The organism is Bordetella genomosp. 9, from assembly GCF_002261425.1.
GTDB lineage: Bacteria > Pseudomonadota > Gammaproteobacteria > Burkholderiales > Burkholderiaceae_B > Bordetella_C.
The window spans coordinates 2,737,773-2,760,355 of record NZ_NEVJ01000003.1 but is presented as its reverse complement, the minus strand read 5'-3'; the positions used below and the strand labels follow the sequence as shown (position 1 = coordinate 2,760,355).

Annotated in this window: 25 protein-coding genes; 23 read left to right on the top strand and 2 right to left on the bottom strand. The window is 61.1% G+C overall.

Features of this window, described 5'->3' with window-relative positions; all coding sequences use genetic code 11:
• Positions 1-609, top strand: coding sequence for a hypothetical protein (locus CAL26_RS23555; RefSeq protein WP_094849109.1), 609 nt, complete (start codon positions 1-3; stop codon positions 607-609).
• A 178-nt stretch (positions 610-787) separates the two neighbouring features.
• Here CAL26_RS23555 and CAL26_RS23550 read toward each other — a convergent pair whose 3' ends face one another.
• Positions 788-1,459 carry a hypothetical protein gene (locus tag CAL26_RS23550; RefSeq protein ID WP_094849108.1) on the bottom strand — a complete coding sequence of 224 codons (672 nt, stop codon included), beginning with the start codon at positions 1,457-1,459 and terminating at the stop codon, positions 788-790.
• Positions 1,460-1,937: 478 nt separating this feature from the next.
• Between CAL26_RS23550 and CAL26_RS23545 the strand changes: the two genes are divergently transcribed.
• The 22 genes from CAL26_RS23545 to CAL26_RS23440 all read left to right on the top strand — a co-directional run bounded on the left by CAL26_RS23545 (position 1,938) and on the right by CAL26_RS23440 (position 21,115).
• Complete coding sequence (locus CAL26_RS23545; RefSeq protein ID WP_094849107.1) at positions 1,938-2,372, top strand: terminase; 435 nt, start codon at positions 1,938-1,940, stop codon at positions 2,370-2,372.
• Positions 2,373-3,638, top strand: a complete 1,266-nt coding sequence (locus CAL26_RS23540) for a PBSX family phage terminase large subunit (protein WP_094849106.1) — start codon at positions 2,373-2,375, stop codon at positions 3,636-3,638.
• Positions 3,638-5,785: a portal protein gene (locus CAL26_RS23535; protein WP_094849105.1), complete on the top strand. Its 2,148-nt coding sequence runs from the start codon at positions 3,638-3,640 to the stop codon at positions 5,783-5,785. Before CAL26_RS23540 ends, CAL26_RS23535 begins: the two co-directional genes overlap by 1 nt.
• Positions 5,772-6,086, top strand: coding sequence for a hypothetical protein (locus tag CAL26_RS23530; RefSeq protein WP_094849104.1), 315 nt, complete (start codon positions 5,772-5,774; stop codon positions 6,084-6,086). The genes CAL26_RS23535 and CAL26_RS23530 overlap by 14 nt, the downstream gene beginning before the upstream one ends.
• On the top strand, positions 6,079-6,537 hold the full coding sequence (locus CAL26_RS23525; RefSeq protein WP_094849103.1) for a hypothetical protein: 459 nt from the start codon (positions 6,079-6,081) through the stop codon (positions 6,535-6,537). The genes CAL26_RS23530 and CAL26_RS23525 overlap by 8 nt, the downstream gene beginning before the upstream one ends.
• 119 nt (positions 6,538-6,656) lie before the next feature.
• Positions 6,657-7,622: a hypothetical protein gene (locus CAL26_RS23520; protein WP_094849102.1), complete on the top strand. Its 966-nt coding sequence runs from the start codon at positions 6,657-6,659 to the stop codon at positions 7,620-7,622.
• A gap of 4 nt (positions 7,623-7,626) precedes the next feature.
• Positions 7,627-8,565 (top strand): DUF5309 domain-containing protein, encoded by a 939-nt coding sequence (locus tag CAL26_RS23515; protein ID WP_094849101.1) that lies wholly within the window; start codon positions 7,627-7,629, stop codon positions 8,563-8,565.
• 44 nt (positions 8,566-8,609) lie between these two features.
• Positions 8,610-8,924 carry a hypothetical protein gene (locus tag CAL26_RS23510; RefSeq protein WP_094849100.1) on the top strand — a complete coding sequence of 105 codons (315 nt, stop codon included), beginning with the start codon at positions 8,610-8,612 and terminating at the stop codon, positions 8,922-8,924.
• Complete coding sequence (locus CAL26_RS23505) at positions 8,921-9,502, top strand: phage adaptor protein (RefSeq protein WP_094849099.1); 582 nt, start codon at positions 8,921-8,923, stop codon at positions 9,500-9,502. The genes CAL26_RS23510 and CAL26_RS23505 overlap by 4 nt, the downstream gene beginning before the upstream one ends.
• Complete coding sequence (locus tag CAL26_RS23500) at positions 9,502-10,704, top strand: hypothetical protein (RefSeq protein ID WP_094849098.1); 1,203 nt, start codon at positions 9,502-9,504, stop codon at positions 10,702-10,704. The genes CAL26_RS23505 and CAL26_RS23500 overlap by 1 nt, the downstream gene beginning before the upstream one ends.
• A 2-nt stretch (positions 10,705-10,706) precedes the next feature.
• Positions 10,707-12,251, top strand: coding sequence for a hypothetical protein (locus CAL26_RS23495; RefSeq protein ID WP_094849097.1), 1,545 nt, complete (start codon positions 10,707-10,709; stop codon positions 12,249-12,251).
• Complete coding sequence (locus CAL26_RS23490) at positions 12,251-12,820, top strand: hypothetical protein (RefSeq protein ID WP_143277490.1); 570 nt, start codon at positions 12,251-12,253, stop codon at positions 12,818-12,820. The genes CAL26_RS23495 and CAL26_RS23490 overlap by 1 nt, the downstream gene beginning before the upstream one ends.
• A gap of 1 nt (position 12,821) precedes the next feature.
• Entirely contained in the window at positions 12,822-13,223 is a 402-nt protein-coding gene (locus tag CAL26_RS23485) for a hypothetical protein (RefSeq protein WP_094849095.1), read from the top strand.
• Positions 13,224-13,225: 2 nt separating this feature from the next.
• Positions 13,226-13,651 carry a hypothetical protein gene (locus tag CAL26_RS23480; protein ID WP_094849094.1) on the top strand — a complete coding sequence of 142 codons (426 nt, stop codon included), beginning with the start codon at positions 13,226-13,228 and terminating at the stop codon, positions 13,649-13,651.
• Positions 13,648-14,658 carry a hypothetical protein gene (locus CAL26_RS23475; RefSeq protein WP_094849093.1) on the top strand — a complete coding sequence of 337 codons (1,011 nt, stop codon included), beginning with the start codon at positions 13,648-13,650 and terminating at the stop codon, positions 14,656-14,658. Before CAL26_RS23480 ends, CAL26_RS23475 begins: the two co-directional genes overlap by 4 nt.
• A 123-nt stretch (positions 14,659-14,781) precedes the next feature.
• Positions 14,782-15,480: a hypothetical protein gene (locus tag CAL26_RS23470; RefSeq protein ID WP_094849092.1), complete on the top strand. Its 699-nt coding sequence runs from the start codon at positions 14,782-14,784 to the stop codon at positions 15,478-15,480.
• A gap of 8 nt (positions 15,481-15,488) precedes the next feature.
• The gene (locus CAL26_RS23465; protein WP_094849091.1) at positions 15,489-16,820 is read left to right on the top strand and encodes a hypothetical protein; all 1,332 of its coding nucleotides are present in this window, start codon (positions 15,489-15,491) and stop codon (positions 16,818-16,820) included.
• On the top strand, positions 16,821-19,550 hold the full coding sequence (locus CAL26_RS23460) for a glycoside hydrolase family 73 protein (RefSeq protein ID WP_094849090.1): 2,730 nt from the start codon (positions 16,821-16,823) through the stop codon (positions 19,548-19,550).
• A gap of 113 nt (positions 19,551-19,663) precedes the next feature.
• Positions 19,664-20,002: a hypothetical protein gene (locus CAL26_RS23455; RefSeq protein ID WP_094849089.1), complete on the top strand. Its 339-nt coding sequence runs from the start codon at positions 19,664-19,666 to the stop codon at positions 20,000-20,002.
• On the top strand, positions 19,999-20,298 hold the full coding sequence (locus CAL26_RS23450; RefSeq protein WP_094849088.1) for a hypothetical protein: 300 nt from the start codon (positions 19,999-20,001) through the stop codon (positions 20,296-20,298). The genes CAL26_RS23455 and CAL26_RS23450 overlap by 4 nt, the downstream gene beginning before the upstream one ends.
• Entirely contained in the window at positions 20,291-20,773 is a 483-nt protein-coding gene (locus CAL26_RS23445) for a glycoside hydrolase family 108 protein (RefSeq protein WP_094849087.1), read from the top strand. Before CAL26_RS23450 ends, CAL26_RS23445 begins: the two co-directional genes overlap by 8 nt.
• A gap of 6 nt (positions 20,774-20,779) precedes the next feature.
• Positions 20,780-21,115: a hypothetical protein gene (locus CAL26_RS23440; protein WP_094849086.1), complete on the top strand. Its 336-nt coding sequence runs from the start codon at positions 20,780-20,782 to the stop codon at positions 21,113-21,115.
• A gap of 275 nt (positions 21,116-21,390) precedes the next feature.
• Here CAL26_RS23440 and CAL26_RS23430 read toward each other — a convergent pair whose 3' ends face one another.
• Entirely contained in the window at positions 21,391-22,497 is a 1,107-nt protein-coding gene (locus CAL26_RS23430; RefSeq protein WP_179283470.1) for a sensor histidine kinase, read from the bottom strand.
• Positions 22,498-22,583: the final 86 nt, after the last annotated feature.

Here is a 22,583-nt window from a genome sequence, read left to right as displayed (position 1 = left end):
ATGAATGCCGCACCATTCGAATCTGCCAGCCAGGCGCTGGCTTTCGCCTTCAGCTTCACCATGCAGCAGTACGATCGACCCTTGGTGAATCGGCTGGCGGATGGGCCCGCACGCGAAGGGAAAGGCCTCAAGGGCATGGACGGCGCCGGTCAGGCAGCGATGATCCGCCGTCGCGTGGCCAAGCTGACGCCGCTGCATCAGGCCGTCCTGGTGTCCCGGTTCGCACCGGCCCAGATCGATTGCGCCTGCGGTCGGCCGTGTTGCAGGGGCAAGTTGCCGAATTTCGAATGGCAGGCCGGCATCCGCTTGCTGGCGGAGTATGGCGAGCGAGAGGCGCTCAAGGGCTGCAGCATCAACCGGCATCTCACGCTCCTTGTGCTGCGCAAACTGCTCGGCCACAAGCTGCAGCTGGCGGACATCGCCAATACCGCCGGCATCGCGGAAAACACAGCCTCCAGCCATCATGCCAAGCTAAAAGCGTGGTTTCGCGGTGAGAGCCTGGGGAGGAACGGCGAGGCGCCCAAGGAAGGCGTCGAGCAGCTGGCATTTGCCGAGATCGAGGCGGAATTGCAAGAGGCCAGAATCGTGGGGATGCATGCTGCTGCTTGACGGACCAGGAAATTGACCTCAAAATTGCGAAATCTGGATACGGTGGGTACGTGTCCCTGGAGCCCGCCGACGCAAAAGCGAGCCGGGCTTTCGTTTTGCGAACGTTAATAATAGTCATCAGGACGACCCTTCGCGCTACGTCGTTGCTTGGTACCCATTCCTTAACAGGACGAGACCCTCAAAACATCTGACATCTTGTGTCGCCGACGTTTCCCCCCGGCCAAGTCGCTCTGACTTCGACGCATGCTCGCCGAGTGTCGATGCTGAAAAACACGTCAGCGTATACCGTAACCCGGACGAAGGGGATCGGTTCAAAAGACCTCTCAAAGATGCGTTCTCGGTTCACGATCGAGAAGGGAATGGTTTGATCTATCAGGACAATTCGACGACCTCCGACGTTTTCCTCCCAGTGGATTACGGCCTTTCCAGATAACTTGCCGTCTGCTTCGACTAGATCTGTGAAGTATATCGACAGACCTTGGACGGTAAGCTCAACGTTCCCTGCAACCATTTCCTCTGCAGACGTCGTTCCGAAACTGATCGTTGGAAAGGGTGTCTTCCGAGATACCGTCCACATTAGAAATGCAGTGTCGTCGGCGAAGTCATCGCAGCCTCGTGGCGTCTCGCCGATCCCGGCAAGTATTAGGGTGACTGGGATCTTTAGTTTGAAGCAATGGCCGAACGTCCGAAGGCCGTAGACGGTGACAATGCTGACATCGCCGCCGGCCCTGTGGTCTGGAATTGATTTCTTTGTGTCTGCGTCCAATTCCAGGCCAGATAGCTTCTTACCAAACAGCGCTATTTCGAAATGATCGGATAGCTGATCCGAAAGTGAAATCTGGCTGACCATGGGTATCCCCCGGTTGATTGGCCTACTGGTATGTCTCCGGTCGCTGGTCTTATGCCGCTATTCCATTTATGCCAGCGCGGAAAACGGTAGCAAGGTCACGACGACGTCGTCTAGATGTCTATTTGCATTAACAAGGGACGAGATACTGGTTGCTTGGTTGGTATCTATCCCGATCATAGGACTTTGACTCTCATCTATGGGAAAGCTCCTAATGCTTCTGCCGCGCCGCGACATAGCTGGCAGGCGCACGCTGATCGGGGGTACATCCAGCGAGAAGCGCATCGCGGGTAGTGCGCTCCAGGCCCGCCGCCTTCTGCTGCGGTCCGCCTGCCCGTATTGCGTCGGCGTCAGCGAATTCCCCGCGGCTTCGAGCTGTCTCACCCGATACTTTTGAATTGAAAGCACCCGGGTTATTCAAATCACAGGTGATTCCTCAAAACCCCGCCGCCTAGAGCGGCAATTTTTTGTTCCAGAAGAAATGGCCCGTCCTTCGTCCTACAAGCCCGAGTATGCAGAGCAAGCGCGCAAGCTATGCCTGCTGGGCGCAACGGACAAGGAGTTGGCAGGCTTCTTTGGTACGAGCGAACAGACCATCAACGCATGGAAGAGCGCGCACCCGGAGTTTCTTGAGGCCCTAAAGAAGGGTAAGCAGCAGGCGGACGCCGAAGTCGCTGATCGGCTCTACCAGCGCGCCCTGGGTTACGAGCACCCCGAGGTCGATATCCGCGTGGTCAGTGGCGAGATCGTCCAAACGCCGATTACGAAGGTCTACCCGCCCGACACGGTAGCTGCGATTTTTTGGCTGAAGAACCGGCAGAAAGCCGCTTGGCGCGACAAGATCGAGCATGTTGGAAACCCGGATGAGCCGATCAACATGGCTCTGACGATCAAGTTCAAGTCGCCTGGGGAATAGATGGGCGCGCGCGATCTGCCGGTACTGGAGTTCCCTGAGAAGCTCCAGTGCCTGTTTCGTCCTGCCCGCTTCAAGGTGGCGCATGGTGGGCGGGGCTCGGCTAAGTCGTGGTCGTTCGCTCGAGCGCTGCTGGCGTTGGGTGCACAGCGGAAGCTGCGGATCCTCTGCACGCGGGAAGTACAGAAGTCGATCAAGGATTCGGTTCACAAGCTGCTGTCCGACCAGGTGGACGGTATCGGCCTGGGTTGGTTCTACGAAGTCCTGGCCACCGAGATACGGGGCGCGAACGGTACGGAGTTCATCTTTACCGGCCTGTCGGACCAGACGGCCGAATCGATCAAGTCCTATGAGGGCGTCGATATCGTCTGGGTCGAAGAGGCCAAGAACGTCAGTAAGCGTTCCTGGAGCATCCTGATCCCGACGATCCGCAAGGACGGCTCGGAAATCTGGGTGTCCTTTAACCCGGAGCTGGAGACGGACGAAACCTATTCGCGTTTCGTGCTGAACCCGCCGGATAACGCGGTGGTCGTTCAGATCAACTTCAGCGATAACCCGTGGTTCCCGCAGGTGCTGGAGCAAGAGCGGCTGGATTGCCTCAAGCGCGACCCGAAGGGCTACGCCCAGATATGGGAAGGCAAGTGCTTGCCGGCTGTGGCTGGGGCGATCTACTACGACGAGATTCAGGCGGCGCAGGACAGCGGACGCATTGCCAGTGTTCCGTATGACCCGCTGCTGAAAGTCCATGTGGTCCTGGACCTAGGCTGGAACGACGCCATGTTCGTCTCCCTGGTGCAGAAGGTACGCAGTGAGATCCGGGTGATCACCAGCCTGGAAGACAGCCACAAGACGTTGGACTGGTGGTCTGCCGAACTGCGCAAGCTGAACATGAACTGGGGAACGATGTTGCTGCCCCATGACGGCGAGCACAAAGACTTCAAGACCGCCAAGAGCGCCAAGGAAATCATGGAGGCGCTTGGGTGGGCGGTGAAGATCACGCCGAATCTCCGGGTGGAAGAGGGCATCAAGCTGACCCGCATGGCCTTCCCGCAGATGGTGTTCGACAAGGTGAAGGCTGACCGCATCGTCCAGTGCGCCAAGCGCTACCGCCGCAGCATCAACCAACAGACGAATGAGCCAGGCGCGCCGTTGCATGACGAGTGGAGCCACGGCGCCGACAACCTGCGGTACATCGCAATCAACGCTGACCAGATGACAAACGAAGATTGGGGCGGACCGCTCCACTATCCTGACTTGGGGACGTTCTGATGCCGAAGCTATCGGATGACGAATTCCACAAGATTCTGGACAGCCAGATCAACGAGGCCGCGTCCTGGCAGGAAGAGCACCTGAAGGACGACCGCGACCGGAACTATCGGTATTACCTGGGCGGGGCTGACCCTGCGCCCGCCGGCCGCTCTCAGGCCGTGTCCTGGGACGTGTACGAGACGGTCGAGTCCGCACTCCCTGACCTGATCGAAATCTTTCTGTCTGGCGACAACGTGGCCGAGTACGAGCCCGTGGGCCAGGAAGACGAAGCGTATGCGCAGCAGGCAACCGACTACATCAACTACATCTTCCTGAAGCAAAACCCCGGCTTCCTGATCATGAACACCTGGATCAAGGACGCCTTGCTGTCGAAGATGGGGATCGTTCGGGCGTACTGGGCAACCTGCGAGAAGGTGACGCGGCGGGACTATACGGGGATCGATGAGGATCAGCTGACGCAACTGCTGGCCGATCCTGACTCCGAAGTCGAGGAACAGTCTACCCAGGACGACCCCCAGGACGTGCAGGCCCGCGAGCAAGCGCAGCAGGTACTGAACACCCTGGCGCCAGAGATGCGCGCTCAAGCCGAGGCGTATCTGGCCACCCCTGTCCGTCAGCTGTACGACGTGACGATCAAGACCACGCGCAAGAAAGGCCGGGTCTACATCGATAACGTCCAACCTGAGAACTTCATCGTCACGCCCCGGGCCAAGAACATCGGAGCGGCTGACATTGTGGGCGAGATGAAGTATATGTCCCGCTCCGACATGCTGGAGGCTGGATACAAGAAGTCCGACGTCGATAAAGTCCAATCGTTCGATTCGATCCTCTCCGAGGATGGCGGCATCGCCCAGACGGCGAACGACGAGACGGAATCGAACCGCGACACGCAGGAATGGCCCGACAAGGCGACCGAGGAAGTCCTGGTATTCGACGGCTTCATCCGCCTGGACTACGACGGCGACGGCATCGCGGAATGGCGACGGGTGGTCCGGGGTGGGAATCTGACCCTGGTGAACGACGATGCGGAAGACAACGACTTTGTGGTCATGTCGCCCATCTTGATCCCGCACCGCTTGGTGGGGATGGCGCTGGCTGATCCTGTGGTGCCGATCCAGCAGTCCAGCACGGCGATGCAGCGACAGTACATCGACTCGCTGATGCTGGCGAACAACCCGCGTACGTACGTCAACACGCAGGCGGGCGTGAACCTGGACGACCTGCTGAACAACCGGATCGGCGGTATCGTCCGGGGCCAGCAACCCATGCAGAACGCCGTATCGCCGCTGGTGACCACGAACGTAGCGGACTCGGCCTTGCAGGGTATCGAGTTCATGGACAGCCGCAGGGAAGCCCGTACCGGCATCACCCGGTACAACCAGGGGCTAGACGCGGACAGCCTGAACAAGACAGCCACGGGCGTGAGCAAGATCATGACGGCCGGCGACCGCCGCAAGCTCATGATGGCCCGGATCATGGCGGAGACGGGTGTGAAAGACCTGTTCCGCCTGCTGCTGCGCCTGGTGACGGAGAACCAGGACAAGCCGGCGACGATCAAGTTGCGCAACCAGTGGGTGCAGATGGATCCGACCGGCTGGTCGCCTGAGATGGACGTGACCATCGAGACGGGCCTGGGGTCTGGGGATAAGTCGCAGATGGTGGCGATCCTCAATCAGGTCCTCACGATACAGCAGACCGCCATAAGTGCTCAGGCGCCTGTGGTGACGATGAAGAATGTTTACAACACCCTGGCGCAGCTGGTGAAGGTCGCGGGGCTCAAGTACGTGGACAAGTACTTCACGGACCCTGGAGACGCGCCGGCACAGCCGCCGCAGGGGCAAGACCAGGGAGACGATCCGAACGCCACGGCGTTGGCCCAGGCGCAAGTCCAATCCGCACAGATCCAGCTCCAGGGCAAGCAGATGCAGGTCGAGGCCGACCGCGAATCCCGCCAGATGGACTTCCAGATCGAGCAGATCAAGCTGCAACAGGCTCAGGTGCAGTTGGAGATAGCTAAGGCGAACCTGGCGCTCAAGCAGGCTGAGGCGGGCAGTAAAGCCGCACTGGCGTCCCGCGAGCAGGACCGCAAGGACTTGGAGACTGTCGCCAACCTGAGCCGCCCGGAGGTGCCGAATGCAGCTCAATGACAAGGACCAGAAGGACCTGGATCGTTCGATTCAGGCCGAACGGATCATGCAAGACCCGCTGGTACTGGAGGCACTGTCGCTGATGGACCAGCACATCCATGACCTATGGGCCGGTGAGGGGCAAACGCCCCTTGGTCCGGCCGAGCGGGAAGAGCTGTACCGGATGCTCCAGGCCAAGAACCGGTTTATCGCTGCCTTCGAAGCGTATTTGCAGAACGGGGCGGCAGCGCGGCACATGCTGGAGATGGAGCCGCCTTCGAAGACCTTCCTTCAACGCATCAAGGAGTATTTCCATGGCTAAGAAAATCGACACCCAGGCGAAGGATATCGACGCCGAACGCAAGGCTGCCACCCAGCCGGTCAATGACAAGATGGTCGAAGACCAGCAGACCGGCGGCACGAACGACGCCGTGACGGAAACTACCGTGCAGGTCGAACCCGTGCAACCGGCTGGCATCGTCGAAGCCAACCCGCCCGTCGTTGGCGAAGCGCAGCACGGCAACCAGCCGGTGGACTACGCCCCCAAAGCCGAGCTCGAAGTTCCCAAGCCCGTGGATCTGAGCACGCTGGCGCCGTTCGACGCATTCGTGCGCAAGCACGAGGACGCCGCGGCTGCCATGGGCCTGGTCGTGACCGGCCTGACCCATCCCCAAGCCCCGGATACCAACGGCATCTATCAAGGTCGTGACGCCGGTATCCGTGTCGCGAAGGGTTCGCCGTCCGCGCAGTACAGCGACGGCACCAAGCACTGATTCACGTATGGGCCTGCTGCCAGCCCTTTGATGGCAGCCGTAAGAAAGACCAACCGACAAGTCGCCCACTGAGGCGGCTTTTTTGTTGATCGGAGTCAAACCTTATAGGGATGCAAGCAATGCCTGAAGATTTCACCCTGGAAAGCCTGGCGCAAGCCGTCGAATCGCAGATGAGCGATGAACCTGAAACCGAAGAGGATCAACCCGCAGGGGAATCCGAGGCGGAGGAAGGCGGGGGCGAGGCCCAGGAGCAGGAAGCCACTGAAAACGAGGGCGCCGAGTCGGAGGAATCCGAAGAAGGCGAGGGCGATCAACCCGAAGAGGAATCGCCGCAGGACCGCGTGGTCAAGTGGAAGACTGCCGATGGCACCGAGTACGAGGTTCCGGAGTCCGAACTCCAGAAGGGGTACATGCGGGAGCAGGATTACCGCCAAAAGACCCAGGGCCTCGCACGCGAACGTGAGCAGGCGGAAAGCGAGATCCAGACCCGAGCCCAACAGCAGGTTGCAGCGCTGAACCTGTACGGCGAGAAGATTGGCGAGTTGCACATGGCCCGCGCGGCGGTGGCGCATCTGGAATCTGCTCTCAAGCAGATCAACCGCGAAGATGACCCGTCCCGCTATGCCCTGGTGCAGTCCGACCTATCGACCGCCCGACAGACCGCGCAAGACTTGACCGAACGACTCGGCAAAGCAACTCAGCTGATGCAGTCGCAAGAGGCTGAACGGATTGCGAAGGGCCAGCAGGAGGCGGCAAGGGTTCTGTCCGCCGAAATGCCGGACTTCCCGAACCGTCTGAAGGCCTGGAACAAGCACGCGACCGAAACCTACGGGTTCAACCCGGAGGAATTGAGCCGTGTGACCGATCCGCGCGTCTTCCGCATGTTGGATGACGCGGTGAAGTACCGCGACCTGCAAAACCGCAAGCCCGAAGCGGTGAAGAAGGCTGCTGCCGCGCCGCAAAAGCCGGCGAAGCAGACCCGTTCTACCCCGCCTTCGACCATTGAAACCGTCAAGAAGCGTTTCAACGCCAAGCCCACTGTGGATGGACTGGCGCAAATGCTCATGGCAACTGGAAAGGTATGAAATCATGGCAAAACTCGCCAATTCCTTTGACACCTACACCGCTGTAGGTGACCGCGAATCCCTTTCGGACCAGATCTATCGGATCAGCCCGGAGGAAACCCCGTTCGTGTCCGCCATCGGCAAGGGCAAAGCCCAGGCCACGTACGAAGAATGGCAGACCGACGCCCTGGCCACGCCCAGCAACAACAAGGTCGTGCAGGGTAACGAGCCCACGCCGGCCGCGCTGACCCCGACCGTTCGCCTGGGGAACCGTACCCAAATCTCGGAAAAGACGTACGCCATCACCGAGACGCAGGAAGCGGTGAACAAGGCCGGTCGCAAGTCCGAAGTCGCCTATCAGGACGCCAAGAAGATGGTCGAACTGAAGCGCGATATCGAGTTCGCTGCGCTCCAGAACACGACCGCCATTGCCGGCGACGGCACCACCGCCCCGCAGGCTCGCGGCGTCCTGGGCTTCGTCTACGGCAACACCAGCATCGGCACTGGTGGCGCTGACCCCAACCCGGTGACGAACACCGCGCCCACGGATGGCACGCAACGCGCGTTCACCGAAGCGCTGCTGAACGAAGCCGCGACCAAGGCGTGGGATTCGGGCGCCTCGGACAGCCTGTCGCTGTACGTGCCGTCGTCTCAGCGGCCCGTGTTCTCCAGCTTCGATGCGAACTCCACCAAGTTCCAGCGGACCGAGGACAAGGAGCTGAACGCGACCATCAACGTGTACGTGGGCGACTTCGGCACGTACAAGGTCGTGAACAGCCGCTATCAGCGTCAGCGTGAAGTGTTCGGCATCGACACGTCCAAGTGGTCGATTCTGACCCTGCGTGCCATGAAGGGCCAGGACCTGGCGAAGACGGGCGACAACCGCAAGCGCATGGTCAACACCGAATGGACGCTGAAATGCGATGCGCCGCTCGGCAACTTCGCCGTGCGTGACCTGACCTAAGCAGCAACGAGAGGGAGAGGCCCGGGGAAACCCGGGCTTTTTTTATGGCCGGACGAATCCTGACCGCTGAAGCGCGGAAAGTCACCCGATTCCACGAGCTGGATGGTGGTTTCGCCATCGAAACCGTGGCCGACGTGGAGCCGGAGCTTGAGTATGCCAAGGCGCTGCACAACGAGGGCCATCACCGGACGGCCAATGGCGACAGGCATGTGGCTGCGGTGCCCGCCGTGGTGCTGAATGCCTGGGCGATCAAGCGCGGCGTCACCTTCCAGGCGGTCATGCAGGACAACCGGCTGATGAGAGAGTTCTTGAACGACCCGGATCACAGCCATTTTCGCGTGGATAAGAGGCCCGTATGAGTTTCGAGAGCTACACGGCGCTGACTACTTCCATCGCGGGGTGGATCAAGCGTAAAGACCAGCAGGCGCGCATTCCTGACTTCATCGCGCTCTTTGAGGCACGGATGAACCGTGTTCTGCGGACCACAAACCAGCGGAAGTATGCGGCGCTGAACGTCTATGGCGGATCGGTTGTCCTGCCGGATGACTTCTTGGAGCCCATCGCCATCGATGACGGGACCAAAGGCCTGGATTTCATGACGACCTTACAGTTCGGCCCCAGCCAGGTCGAGAACGGGTTCTATGCGATTGAGGCCGGGTCGCTTCTGGTGTCTGGCGATACGGGGTTGGTGAACCTGCGCTACTACGCGCGAATCCCGTCCCTGACTGCTGACATGCCCAGCAATTGGGTGCTGGCGAACCATCCGGACGCCTACCTATTCGGCGCGCTTACGGAGGCCGAGCCCTACCTGTTGAACGACGCGCGCATGCAGATGTGGAAAGACCGTGGCGATACCGCCATTCAAGGAATCCAGCTCGCGGACGATCAGGCGCGGTTTGCAGGCGGAACACTGGCTATTGGACGGGCGAGGCAATAATGGCGGTAGAGAACACCACGAAGATAAACGGCCTGGACCCGACCAAGCCGGACGGAAGTAGCCCGAAGTCGGAGGGGGATGACCATCTCCGCTTGCTGAAGAACGTCCTTCAGCACTGTTTCGGGGGCTTTGCGGCGGAAGTGCTCTTGGCGGGCACGGAAGCGCAGGGAGCGACGGCGAACGACTACGTAGTGACGGTGGACCCGGCGCCGACAGCCTATGCTGCGAATACGGTGCTGGTCTTCAAGGCGGCGCATGCGAACACCGGGGCCGCGACGCTCAAGATTGGCTCGCTCGCGGCGGTGGCCATCGTCAACCCGGAAGGTACGCCCCTTCGCGCGAACGCAATCGTTGCCGACTGCATGACGATGGTCGTATGCGACGGCACGAATTTCCGTCTGCTCGCCGGCAATAGCCAGGCTATCTACGATTACGTGGATCAGGCGCAGTTTCAGAGTTCACTGCCGAGCCAAGCATCGAACGGCAACAAGTTCCTTTTTACGAACGGGACAACTGCGTCTTGGCAGCCTGCCGTGCCGATATTCAACGCGGCGCCGACTTCCAATATCGGTCCCATCTATCGTGGCGGAGTTGGCCCGCAGGAGTGGAACGGGTCCGCTTACACTGCGGTCATTACTAAAGCGAGCATCGGACTTGGCAACGTCGACAATACGTCCGACGCGAACAAGGGCGTAAGCATCGCCACGCAAACTGCGCTGAACACCAAGGCGAATCTGGCCGGGGCGGCGTTCTCCGGTGCGATATCTGCGCCGACCGTCATATCTACCGGCAATGTCGCGTCGGGCAACGGCAGCGCGACGTTAACCACTTCAGGCGATCTGATCGGCGGTACGTGGGGTGGCACGCTTAGCTCGTACTTCGCGAACGTGATTTCCCCCAGTATCGCAAGCAAGGTGGCGATTCGTGGCGGCTTCGGTGGCTCGGGATATGTACTCAACAATTCGGGCAACACGGTCTCCATGGCATGGGATGGATCGCGCGTCAACGTGGGGGTGGACAGCGTCAGCATGGGGGCGCTCTGGACCACCGGAAACTTTGACCCCAATAGCAAGCAGGCAGCAGGCGACTACGCCACCTTTAGCAGAGCCAACGGCGTGGGTTCGATCCAGTTTCTTCGAGATGGTCAGAACCTGCGGGTCATCATCAACGGCGCCGATGTCGGTCGCCTCGAAATACTTTGACTATGGGCATCGTCAAATTTAAGGACATGGGCTCCGGCCTGAACCTGGACGGTTTCCCGCACGAGCTCCCGCCTACTGAATGGTCGAATGGTCGGAATACGCGATTCCGTGATGGATACGTGGAGAAGATGCAGGGCGAGGCCTTGGTGAACGGCACGCCACTGTTCGCGCCATATGGCCTCTTCCCAACCCAAAGCATCAACGGACGGTATTGGGTGTACGCGGGCTTGCAAAAGCTGGCCTGTGTGCAAAACGTGACCCATACCGACATCACCCGCACGGCTGGCGCCTATACGGGGACGGCGGACGACAGGTGGAACGGTGGCGTGCTGTCTGGCGTCCTGGTCGTCAACAACGGCAAGGACATGCCCCAGTTCTGGGGCGGAAATCCCGCGACGAAAGCGGCAAACCTCACTGCCTGGCCGTCCACGCTGCGCGCGAAAGTGGTTCGTCCCTTCCGGAACTTCCTCTTCGCGCTGAACCTGACGGATAACAGCGCTGCGCGTCCGTACGCAGTACGGTGGTCGCATCCTGCCGACCCTGGGACGCTCCCCGTGTCTTGGGATATCACCGATCCGACTAAGGATGCCGGCCAGTTCGATCTGGCCGACACCAGCGACGTGATTGTTGACGCCGTGCCGCTGGGCCAAAGCCTGATCGTCTACAAGGAAAACAGCATCTGGCAGATGGACTATGTTGGACCACCCTATATCTGGTCGAACAAGCCCGTTCCCGGCGCTGGCGTGGGTGCCCTTGCTCAGAACTGCGTGGTGCCTTATGCGGGCGGGCACATCGTGCTGACGCAGGGCGACGTGGTGAACTTCGACGGTTCCACGGCTCCGTCCATCGCTGACGCGCGGGTGCGGAAATGGCTATTCGACAACTTGAATGCCGACACCTATCAGCGTTCTTTTGCGGTGCCGAACTACCGGCGCAATGAGGCGTGGCTATGCGTGCCGCGTACCGGTTCCGATTGGCCGGATACTGCGCTCGTCTACAACTGGAAAGACGGAACGTGGGGTATCCGCGACCTGAGCCAGGCGTCGGCCGGCGCGTCGGGGACCATCGTCTACAGCCTGGGCAACTCCTGGGACGCTGACCCTGATCCGTGGGATACGGACGATACTGCGTGGAACCAATATGAATACACGCAGGCATCCCCGCGTGTCCTGTTGGCCTCAGCTGTGAACAACTCGCTGTCACTGGTCGATACCGGCAAGACCTTCAAGGGCCAAGCGTTCACCAGCTATGTCGAGAAGACGGGCATGTCCTTCGACGCGCCGGAGACGGTGAAGTACTGCAAAGGCATCCGACTACGGGTAGAGGCCCAAACCGGGACAGTGCTGAACGTCTATGGTGGATCGCAAGACGACCTTGAGGGCGCCGTGACGTGGACCGATCCGGTTCAGTACGTTGTGGGTGAAGACCTACAGGCTGACATGGAGTTTGAGGGGCGTTACCTGGCAGTGCGGATCGAATCGACCGGCATCGTTTCCTGGCGGTTGAAGCAGTTCGACATGGATGTGACCGTGGTAGGGGGCTACTGATGGCATATTCACCCGCCAATCCCCCTGTCGAATATGACGCTGTTTGGATGCGCCAGGAGCTACAGAAGATCCGGGAGGCGATGACGGGGCAGCAGCCGTTCGCCTACCTGGATATGCAGTATGTCGCACCGCCCAAGCCGCGCGAAGGCATGATTGCTCTGGCGGACGGCACGCAGTGGAATCCCGGGAAGGGCCAGGGCTACTACGGGTATTTCGGTGGGCAGTGGCGTCCCAGTGGCCTGCCGGTGAATGGAGTCACCAAGGCAGACGTCGGCCTGGGCAATGTGGACAACACCAGCGACGCCAATAAGCCGATCTCCACATCAACTGCAACGGCCCTGGCTGGCAAGCAGGCCGCTGGGAATTACGTCACGCGGGGCGGTAATGTCGTGAATGTAGCGTGGACCGCTCAAGGCACCACGGCAGCGCTGAAGCTTTCAATCGACGGCACCAACCAGAACTGGATGGTCAACACCCTGAGCGGGAACATCGTTCAATTCGCCTGGGACGGTACTGGGCTTTCTGTCTATATCGATGGCACGCGCATTGGTGCGGTGACCACCCACTGATATGGAATACCGACAGCAACAAGGCTACGACGGCGTTGTGGCGACGCAAGATGATGGGTCGATCCTGTGGATCGCCAACAATCCTGGTGACCAGGCATGGACGGACTATCTGGCCTGGGTGGATAGCGGGAACGTGCCGGCGCCGGCGCCAGACCTGCCGGTAATTGTCCCGCAGTCGGTCACCCGCTACCAAGGTGAGGTTTATATGCGTCGCATCGGCATATGGGCCTCGGCGGACAGCTTGTTCTCCCAGATGGCGGACGACGACGAACGAAAGATTGCTTGGTTGCGCGCCCCAACGTTCAACCGTAGCAGCCCAGCGCTGAACTATGCCTGCGAGCAGATGGGCATCAGTGACGAGCAGCGCGACACGATGTTCATCGAAGCCAACAAAATCGTCTAGCCATGACCGAAATCGTGATCCGCATCCAAGGCGTGCCTACGGATGCGGTGCCGGCTATTTGGCCTTTGGTTCGGGATTGGATAGCGGACGCCCTCGCGCGCGGCAATTCCCTCGATACGCCGGACGACATTCTGGCCAAGATCATCGCTCAGGAATACCAGCTCTGGGTGGTCGATGACGGCCAACCTGCGGCTGCGTTCGTGACGCGCATCTATTCGGGTTCGCTCGGTTCGGCCCTGGTTGCCGTATGCCTGGGCGGGAAGGGGATGGATCGGTGGTTGTTCGCTGTCGAGGACGTGATCTGCGGGTTCGCCAAAGACAAAGGGTGCAAACGGGTCTATCTGCACGGTAGGCGGGGGTGGGTCAAGCAACTGGCCCAGTACGGATGGCAGGAAGACACGGTTAACGTGATGAAGGAAATAGCATGAGCAAGGGCGGCGGCGGCAGCAACAAGCAGACGACCTCTTCTGAACCTTGGAAGGGCGTTCAGCAGTATCTGACCGGCAAGGGCGGCACGACCAGCACGACGCTTCGCCCGGGGGCGGTGCCTATCGGGTATGAGCAAGTCGGCAGTGGTGGCGACTACGATCCGGTGCGGCCAGGGCAGGGTGCGCCGATCTACGATCCCAACGACTACATCACAACGACCACGGGCGGCACCCCTGGGATCTATGGTGAGGCGTCTAACCTGTACCAGAACGGGGGCTGGAACTCCGGCATGGACGACGTTGTCAACCAATGGTTGGCGAAGATTCAGGGCCGGGCAACAGATCAGTCAGGCGCGGACGCCATCACCAACGCTGGCCAATCGATCATCAACGGAGACGGATCGCAGGTTGATCTATCTGCCGCTCGGGCTGGCCAGGGCGCACTCGATCCGACCGCAGCGCTACAGCAAATCCTCTCCGGCCAGGTCAACAATCCATACCTGGATGACCAAATCTCGGCGCTGGGCAACGACCTGTCGAGCAACTTCCTCGAAAACGTGGCTCCTGGCCTGCGGTCAGGGGCAACTGCGGCGGGCGGGTTCGGTGGTTCGCGGCAAGGCATCGTGGAAGGGCTCGGCACGCAAGGCGTTACCGATGCACTGGCTACCCAAGCCGCAAACCTGCGTGGGACGGCGTTCGAGAACGCACAAAACCGCATGCAGTCCACTGCCCAAGCGCTGAATGACCAGGCGGCAACCGTTGCCCAAAACAACATCAACAACCGCCTGAATGCCGCTCAGGTCGGTCTCTCATTGGCTCTGGGGCCGCGTTGCAGCAGCAGAACCAGGCCGCGGAGGACGCACGGTATCAGCAGATGCTGTCCCTGCTCGGAGCGGGCGACGCCTACAACTGGGCGAACCTGGGTAACTACGCGTCCATCGTATCGCCCGGGGCTGGGATTGGCGGCACGAGCACCAGTTCTGCGTCTGGTGGTTCGAATCCTCTAGCGGGTGGCTTGGGTGGTGCACTTGCTGGCGGTGCCATCGGAAACAGCATCGGCAGCGGTAACGGTGGATATGGCGCGCTGATCGGTGGTGGCCTGGGCCTCTTGAGCGCACTGTGAGGACGATATGCCGACAACTCTAAGCCCGGGGCTGCTTCAAAGCCTCCAGGTGGCCGGCCAACAGGCCGACCAAGCCCGCCGTCAGCGCGAGATGATGCTGCAACAGCAGCAACAACAGCAGCAACGCCAGGGCGGCGGGATCAACCCGTCCATGATCAATCAGTTCTTGCCGAAGGCCGGTGGGAATACCGCCCTAGGCTCCACCAACGGCATGACGGGCACGTGGCTGCCCGTGTCGCAGGCGGGTGGCCTAGGCGGTCTTGGTGGGCTTACGGCAGCGCCTGGTGTCAGCCTCGCGGGTAGTGGCGCGGCGACCAGTGGCATCGGTGCGGGCGGCACCCTGGGTGCGTTTGCGGGTGGTGGTGGTACGGCTGCTGGTGGGGCCGCTGGTGGTAGTGCTGCGGCATCTGGCGCGAGCTTGGGCTGGCCCCTATTGGCCGCTGCGGTCATCGCCAACGAAAGCTATGCCAAGAATCACGGGTATCGCCGCGATGGCGCCGACTACTGGAAAGACCTCGCCACTGGTCGAGTGTTGAGCCAGGACGTGGACAAACGCTGGTCCCCCATGCTCTTTGGCAAGAACGACAACATGGGCTTCGGCCATGACATGTCCTTCGCTGCCGACGCTGGAAGTTTCCAGTTCGGCAAGGCGTTCAAGGATCTCAAGGACAGCTCGTTGCTGACCGGTTTTGGATTGTTTGGTTAGAGGACACTATGGCACTCCTAGACGGAACTGACCCCAACGCGGGCTTCTTCGACCAGCTCCAAACCCCAGGCAACTACGGACTGCTTGCTGCTGGCCTGGGCATCCTCGCAAATGCTCGCGGCGCTAACTCGCAAAACGCCATCGGGGCTGGAGCGCTGGCGGGGCTACAGGCCGCACAGGGCGCGCAGCAGACGGCCTACCTGAACGACTACCGCAAGGCTCAAGCGGCGAAACTCCAACAGGATTCGGAAAAGCAACGTGCGCTTCTGGGGCTTTTGGGAGGGATAACGCCGGATGGGCAAGCGGGTGGCGCGGCACAGGCAATGCCGGTTGCTGCCAGCGGAACCGCTCCGGCGTCCCCTATCGCGCCGCCGAAGGGCGGACTTGCGAACATGAGCATCGATCAGGTTGCGCTAATCAAGGCGCTGGGTGGCGGCGATCTGACCGACGCGTGGAAGCTTGCTCACTACGGACAAGACCGTAACCCTGGCTCCTTCAATGTGGGCGCTGATGGGCAACTGACGTATACCCCGAGCATCGACAAGGGTCAGACGCCCGTGATCAAGGATGGGCGAGTGGTCGGGGTGCAGAATCTTCCCGGTGCCGTCGAGTCGGCCGCGAGCATGGCGGGGGCGACCGCCGGCGCTACAGCCGGCGCGCAGGCTGGCTATGACTTGGTGCCGGTGCCTGACGGGAAAGGCGGCACGCAGCTGATGCCCCGCGCTCAGGCCGTGGGCGCATTGGGAGGCGGTGTGCAAGCATCGACCGGCCTAGGTCGCACACCAAGCCAGGCGGACCAGACCTTCAACGAGTCTGTCGCGAAGGCGTCCGCCGACACCTACAACAACCTGCAAACCTCCGGCATGAACGCCGACAAGCAAATTGCCAACTACCAGCGCGTCGGGCAGCTGCTGGACGGCTTCGAGGGCGGCACGCTGTCCAATCTGGGCTTGCAGGGGGCGAAGCTGGCAAACTCGCTGGATATCAAGCTCGATGAAAAGCTGCCGGCCAAGGAAGCCGCCGTTGCCATCGGCAATCAGCTCGCTTTGCAACTCCGAGACCCAGCCAACGGTGGCGGTATGCCCGGCGCGATGTCGGACGCTGACCGTAACTTCCTACAGGCCTCCGTGCCGAACCTGACCCAGAGTAACGCCGGCCGTAAGCAGCTGATCGACTATCAGGTGAAGGTGCTGGAGCGGAACAAGGACGTGGCGTCCTTCGCTCGAAAGTGGCGGCAGAAGTACGGGCGGCTGGATTCCATGGATCCGAGCGGCAACGACTTCCAAACGGCGCTCTCGAATTGGTCCGCGAACAACCCTCTTTTCCCGCAAGGACAGTAAATGGCGAATCCGCAGCAGTTCGTACAGCAGTACGGCGGCCTGGCCGATACCATCGGCGGGCAACTAGGGGTGGACCCGTCGATCCTGCTCGGGCAATGGGGGCTAGAAACCGGCTGGGGCAAGAGCGTTATTCCTGGCACCAACAACCTTGGCAACATCAAAGGAGCGGGTGTCGCTGCCGTGGACAACCAAACCGGCAGCAACGACCAGTATCGTGCCTACGGATCGCCTGACGAGTTCGGCCAGGACTTTGCCGGCCTGATTGGCCGTCGATATCAGGGGGTCATGAACGTCGGAGAGGACGCGCAGAAGTACGCCCGAGCTCTGGCGTCCGGTGGTTATGCGGAAGACCCGCAGTACGCGGACAAGCTTGTCGCTGCCGCCAATGCGGTCCGGGGCGTCTCGGGCTGGCGCGGCATGTTGAACCAAGCTGCGAACGCCATATTCCCTTCTGCCCAAGCCGCTGAGTCGGATGACATTTTCAGTGGTGCGAAGACGGCGGTACCGAAGGCGGCGGATACGGACGACATATTCGCAGGCGCGAAGACCGCTGCGCCTCGTGTCTCCACGTCGCGCGGGCCGGACGGCGTGCTTCGGGTCGAGATGGGGAACCAGGATGCGCCGGTCACCGCGACGCAGGCGCAGCCGACTCCCACGCCTGCCGCCCCTGCCGCCGCAAGCGGCCCTGCTGATGCGCCGCCTGAGCGCACCTTTATGGAAGGCCTGGCCCGACAACTTGGTCTGACGGCCCGGTACGGCATCGAGGGCGTGGGCAATGCGCTTCAGCTGTTCACCGAGCCCTTGCGTGCTGGTATGGTGAACCCTATCGCGCGAGCCGTCGGGCTGCCTGAGGCCGCGCCGACCGGGAAGGCGGCTTCCGAGCTCGCCGGGTCCGTGGGGCTACCGAAGCCGGAGACGAAACAGGAACGCGTAGTAGGGGATGCCGCTCGGCTGATGGCGGGTGTGGCGCCTGGTTTCGGGGCTGCGAAGTTGCTTGAGGCGGCGCCGGGACTTGCCGGGCAACTGGGCGGATTGCTCACCGCCGGCCCGGGAGCGCAAGTCGCTTCGGCTACCGGGACTGGGCTGCTCGGTGGCGTGACGAAGGAAAACGGTAGCGGGCCGCTTGGGCAAGCGGGTGGGGCGCTTCTGGGCGGTTTGGCTGGCGCGGGCTTGGCAAGCGCTGCGAACGCCGGGCTGAGCGCTGGGAAGTCTCTGTTGTCGCGGGTGTCGCCGGCCGATATCGATGTTCGGCTCTCCAACGCACTGACGGATGCGGGGGTAGATGCTTCCACGCTGCCGGATGGAGTGCTCCGCGCGTTGAAGGCGGAAATGGCCTCGGTCCTGCGCACTGGCCGGGAGTTGCGTCCCGATGCTGTGCGTCGCCTGGCAGACTTCCGCACAGTCGGGGCTACGCCGACGCGTGGCGCCATCACCCTGGACCCGGTGCAGATCACGCGGGAGCAGAACCTGGCCAAGATCGCGGCGAACACGTCGGACGATCAGCTCGCCGCTCTGCCACGGATCCAGAACGCCAATAACGCCACCCTCATTCAGCGGCTGAACGAAGCCGGCGCGGATAAGGCTGATCCGTTCCAGGCTGGCTCCGGTGTGATCAGCACCATCCTGAACCGGGATGCTGCTGCTCAGTCTCACGTGACGGACCTGTATAACCGAGCTCGGTCCATGGCGGGTGGGGATATCCCGCTGGAGCGTGCACCGGTCATCAATGGCGTGTTCGACGCGCTGGCGAAAGAGAACAAGCTGGCTTTCCTGCCTGACAACATCGGTTCGATGTTGAACCAGATATCGAAAGGCTCGGTCCGTGTTGGCGATCAGGTGCACGAAGTGCCGTTCAATGCTCAGGTTCTGGACAACCTGAAGACCATGCTCGCCACGGCTCAGCGCGGTACGCAGGACGGGAACGTGAAGGCGGCTCTCGCCATCGCGCGCCGAGCTATCGATGCCGCTGAGCCACGCCCGGCTACTGGGCTGCCGCCCGGGATCGTGACGGGCGACGTTGCAAGTGTGCTGCGCAATGTTGACGAGTCTTCTGCCGCGTACATGGATGCACTGAACCAGGCGCGCGCCGCGTCGAAGGCTCGATTCAACTGGCAGGAGTCGTCCAAGCCGGTCGAGGCGGCGCTAGCCGGTGCCCAGCCGGACAAGTTCGTGCAGAAGTTCGTGGTGAATGGCGACCTGACTGACGCCCGCGCGGTGGTGGCAAACATAGGCCCAGCCGAGAAGGAAGCCGTGCGAAATTCCATCGTGGGCCACCTTCGGGACAAGGCGCTGAATGGCGCATCCGACGAAGTGGGCAAGTTCAGCCAGTCGGCCTATAACCGCGCCATCAAGGCGATTGGGGACCGCAAGCTACAGCTATTCTTTACTCCGCAGGAAATCACTCAGCTGAAAGCGGTGGGGCGGGTGGCGAGTTATCTCCAGGCCCAACCGGTCGGGTCGGCCGTGAACAACAGCAACTCGGGGGCGCTGCTTGCCGGGCGCGGCTACGACCTGATGCGATCGATTGCCGGAAAAATTCCCTTTGGTGAGGCCGCGATTCTCAATCCTTTGCGGAATATCGAGATTTCTATCCGCCAAGGCCAGGCGCAGAACATCATGCCCGGCCTGCTGGCACAGACGCAGCGCCAGACGCCCGCTGGTGCGAGCCTTCTGCTTCCTGCTGCTTCGTTAGGTGGGCTACTTGCGGCGCCAGGCGTTCCAAGCCCATAGGACTACAAGGGCGCCAAGCCAGCCGAGATAGATGGGATCGAAGACCATCGTCGGATTTTACGACCCCTGACCGCCTGAAGGCGGTTTTTTTTATGCCTATCAAAAGGACAGATATGCACGACACCCAGCATCCGAAGTCCCGCTGGATCGATCCGACGATCAGCCTGCAAAGCCTGTTGATCTGGCTCGTCGGTGGCGCCGCGATAGTCATAGCTGGGTGGTACGCGCTGCTCAGTCGTGTGCAGACGCTAGAAGAACATGACCGTCAGCAGGAGCAGCGGATGGCACGGATCGAGTCGGCACAGGTCGACCAGCGCAGCGACACCCGTGATGCGTTGCGCAACATCAGCCAAGACGTGAAGGACGTGATCGGGAAGATGGACCAGTTGAAGGACCAGATCATCACGAACATGGCCGCCAATCGGCCGGACACGCAGAGGTGGGCGAAATGAAGAAGCTGTTGGCGGACGAATGGAGCGAGGTTAAGCGGTGGTGGTCGGTTTGGGTTGGTTTGGCCACCTTGGGCATCCTAATCGCGCTGCCGATCTTGGCGGACCACTGGACCAGCGACCTGATGCCGCTGCTGGTGCAGTACTTCCCTACGAGCGAGAAGGCGATCGGCCCGGCCATCGGCGTGGCGCTGACGGTCCTGGCGCGCATCGCCAACCAACGATTCATCTACGGATTGATCCGGCGTCGGGTCGCGCGCCTTCTCGGTCGCAAGGAGGAGGAGCTGGGGGATGGTTGATTTCCGAACGGCCATCGAGCGTGTGCTGGGACACGAAGGCGGCTATGTCAACGATCCGCGCGACCCGGGCGGCGAGACGAAATGGGGTATCAGCAAGCGCAGTTATCCCCATCTCGACATCAAGAATCTGTCGCGTGACCAGGCCATCGAAATATACGAGCGCGATTTCTGGCTGAAGATTCACGCCGACGAGCTGTATGACGGTATCGCGTACCAGGGACTGGACTACGCCATCAACTCTGGCATCCGGCAGGCCATCCTGGGCTTGCAACAGGCCCTTGGCGTCCCTGCCGATGGCGTATGGGGACCAGTGACGCGGGCTGCTGCCCTGTCCATGCCAGAAGGCCCGCAAATCATGCGCTACGTTGCCCAACGCATCGACTTCATGCGGACGCGTTCGACCTTCTCCTATTTCGGCAGCGGCTGGATGGCGCGCATGGCCGACAACCTGCGCTACGGCGCGCAAGACGTGTGAGGTGTCATGGCTTCTTTTATTGCAATACTCGCGCCATTCTGGGCGCAGATCTTAGGCGCGCTGGGCGTGGCCATCGGTGGGCTAGTTGCCTGGCTGGGGATGAAGTCGGGCGACAACCGCGCTGCGGAGGCACGAGTCAAGCAGGCGCAGGCAGAGAAGAACGTCGCGGAGGTGAAAGCGCAGGCCGAGCGCGATCGCGCAGCGGCAGCGAAAGCCGACGCGGATGTTGCTCAATCCGCCGTCAACGCGGCCAGCGCGCGCACCGATATCGATTCAACCCTTGCCGCAATGACCCACGAGGAGGTGCAGCATGCTGTCGATAAATGGCGCACGCGCGGTTAGCATCGTGGCGGCTCTCGCACTCTCGGGCTGCGCAGTAACGCAGCCGCCGCGCAGCGAGCCCCAGACACTAGAACCTGAGGTGGTGGTCAAGACTCGCATAATCGACCGGTCTTGCACGTGGTTCAAGCCCGTGTATCTGCTGCCGACGGACGTGCTTGGTGACCCAACGGCAAAAACCATCGTAGGCAACAACGAAGCTGGAGTACAGCATTGCGGCTGGAAGCCGCCGTCGAGGTGATTCGGCTGGCTCTGTGCATTTAAAAAAGTGCCGCAGCCTATTCCGCTCTTGGGATAGAGAGTGTGAAGCTGATTTGATTCCGGTCACAGGTCGCCGTCACATCGCCGCCATGAGCCTTGGCGATCTCCTTCGTGATGAAGAGGCCCAGCCCCAAGTGAGACCGTTCATTAGACTGTGATTTACCAGCTCTGCGGCGCATGGGCTCGAACAGCAGCGCCAACTCCGATGCCGGAATAGTGCCGTCGATGGCATTGCTCACCGTGAGGTGGATGGCATCAGGTGTGCCTCGTAGCTCCACCAGTATCGGCTGACATGCGATCCCGTGTTTAATCGCATTGGACAGCAGATTGCCTAAGGCTTCTCGCATTCTCGAGGCGTCGAATTCGCCCTCACAATTGCCGCTAGCGACGAATTCGATGCTTACACCAGGCGAAGCCGCGCGGCTCAGGTACAGCTCTTCTTCACAATGTTGTTGGAGATCCGCAGTGGCCTTGTTCAAGGTCATCCGCCCGCCCAGGCCGATCAGGTTGAAATCGAGAAGCGAGTCCAATAACTCGGCGATCCGCGATGTGCCCTTCTTCAAGACGTCGATTAGTTTCGCTGATTTCTGCTGGCCTGCGATAGCAATCGCGTTCGTGGCCAGGGTGATTGCGTGGAGCGGACCACGCAAGTCGTGCCCCAACGCTGCGAGAAATAGTTGCCGGCGGTTTTCCGTTTCCGTCACGAATGCTCGAACCGATTCGGAGATCGCTTCGTCAATGGCTTCATTGAAACGACCCACGTCCCGGATGGAGTCCTCGTCCGGCGTGCATTTCTCCAACCAAAGACGCAAGACGCTTGAACGCAGCGCGCGGTACTCCGCTAAAACCTGCGCGATGCTTAGACCGATTTTTGCGCGCTGGAGTCCGTGGATATCCGCGTCGGTACCAAGCCGAGCGGCCGCCTCGCCTCTGCTTTTTGCGATGCTGGCCGCCTCGCTTTGCGCTGTTCGCAGATCCCGGGCAATGTTTTCCAAGATCTTCGGTATGTGGTTCCGAACCTCCGCCTCGTCCTCTTCTGTTAGCGAGGCGATGGTGCGCGCGAATGCTACGGCTTCTTCCACGATGGCCTGCATCTCGGCTTCGATAAAGGCGTCTAGACGCATGAGTATTTCCCTGGACGGCGAGGGGATGTATATTGCAACGAGAGTACCGCTGCCAAGCGTGCAACTGCAAGCATGCCTACATCGCT

Coding starts and splice junctions, on each gene's coding strand:
- CAL26_RS23540 (WP_094849106.1), top strand. CDS start 2,373: ATGGGCGCGCGCGATCTGCCGGTACTGGAGTTCCCTGAGAAGCTCCAG.
- CAL26_RS23480 (WP_094849094.1), top strand. CDS start 13,226: ATGACCGAAATCGTGATCCGCATCCAAGGCGTGCCTACGGATGCGGTG.
- CAL26_RS23455 (WP_094849089.1), top strand. CDS start 19,664: ATGCACGACACCCAGCATCCGAAGTCCCGCTGGATCGATCCGACGATC.
- CAL26_RS23475 (WP_094849093.1), top strand. CDS start 13,648: ATGAGCAAGGGCGGCGGCGGCAGCAACAAGCAGACGACCTCTTCTGAA.
- CAL26_RS23430 (WP_179283470.1), bottom strand. CDS start 22,497: ATGCGTCTAGACGCCTTTATCGAAGCCGAGATGCAGGCCATCGTGGAA.
- CAL26_RS23510 (WP_094849100.1), top strand. CDS start 8,610: ATGGCCGGACGAATCCTGACCGCTGAAGCGCGGAAAGTCACCCGATTC.
- CAL26_RS23500 (WP_094849098.1), top strand. CDS start 9,502: ATGGCGGTAGAGAACACCACGAAGATAAACGGCCTGGACCCGACCAAG.
- CAL26_RS23495 (WP_094849097.1), top strand. CDS start 10,707: ATGGGCATCGTCAAATTTAAGGACATGGGCTCCGGCCTGAACCTGGAC.
- CAL26_RS23520 (WP_094849102.1), top strand. CDS start 6,657: ATGCCTGAAGATTTCACCCTGGAAAGCCTGGCGCAAGCCGTCGAATCG.
- CAL26_RS23545 (WP_094849107.1), top strand. CDS start 1,938: ATGGCCCGTCCTTCGTCCTACAAGCCCGAGTATGCAGAGCAAGCGCGC.
- CAL26_RS23470 (WP_094849092.1), top strand. CDS start 14,782: ATGCCGACAACTCTAAGCCCGGGGCTGCTTCAAAGCCTCCAGGTGGCC.
- CAL26_RS23450 (WP_094849088.1), top strand. CDS start 19,999: ATGAAGAAGCTGTTGGCGGACGAATGGAGCGAGGTTAAGCGGTGGTGG.
- CAL26_RS23525 (WP_094849103.1), top strand. CDS start 6,079: ATGGCTAAGAAAATCGACACCCAGGCGAAGGATATCGACGCCGAACGC.
- CAL26_RS23555 (WP_094849109.1), top strand. CDS start 1: ATGAATGCCGCACCATTCGAATCTGCCAGCCAGGCGCTGGCTTTCGCC.
- CAL26_RS23465 (WP_094849091.1), top strand. CDS start 15,489: ATGGCACTCCTAGACGGAACTGACCCCAACGCGGGCTTCTTCGACCAG.
- CAL26_RS23550 (WP_094849108.1), bottom strand. CDS start 1,459: ATGGTCAGCCAGATTTCACTTTCGGATCAGCTATCCGATCATTTCGAA.
- CAL26_RS23485 (WP_094849095.1), top strand. CDS start 12,822: ATGGAATACCGACAGCAACAAGGCTACGACGGCGTTGTGGCGACGCAA.
- CAL26_RS23505 (WP_094849099.1), top strand. CDS start 8,921: ATGAGTTTCGAGAGCTACACGGCGCTGACTACTTCCATCGCGGGGTGG.
- CAL26_RS23460 (WP_094849090.1), top strand. CDS start 16,821: ATGGCGAATCCGCAGCAGTTCGTACAGCAGTACGGCGGCCTGGCCGAT.
- CAL26_RS23445 (WP_094849087.1), top strand. CDS start 20,291: ATGGTTGATTTCCGAACGGCCATCGAGCGTGTGCTGGGACACGAAGGC.
- CAL26_RS23515 (WP_094849101.1), top strand. CDS start 7,627: ATGGCAAAACTCGCCAATTCCTTTGACACCTACACCGCTGTAGGTGAC.
- CAL26_RS23490 (WP_143277490.1), top strand. CDS start 12,251: ATGGCATATTCACCCGCCAATCCCCCTGTCGAATATGACGCTGTTTGG.
- CAL26_RS23530 (WP_094849104.1), top strand. CDS start 5,772: ATGCAGCTCAATGACAAGGACCAGAAGGACCTGGATCGTTCGATTCAG.
- CAL26_RS23440 (WP_094849086.1), top strand. CDS start 20,780: ATGGCTTCTTTTATTGCAATACTCGCGCCATTCTGGGCGCAGATCTTA.
- CAL26_RS23535 (WP_094849105.1), top strand. CDS start 3,638: ATGCCGAAGCTATCGGATGACGAATTCCACAAGATTCTGGACAGCCAG.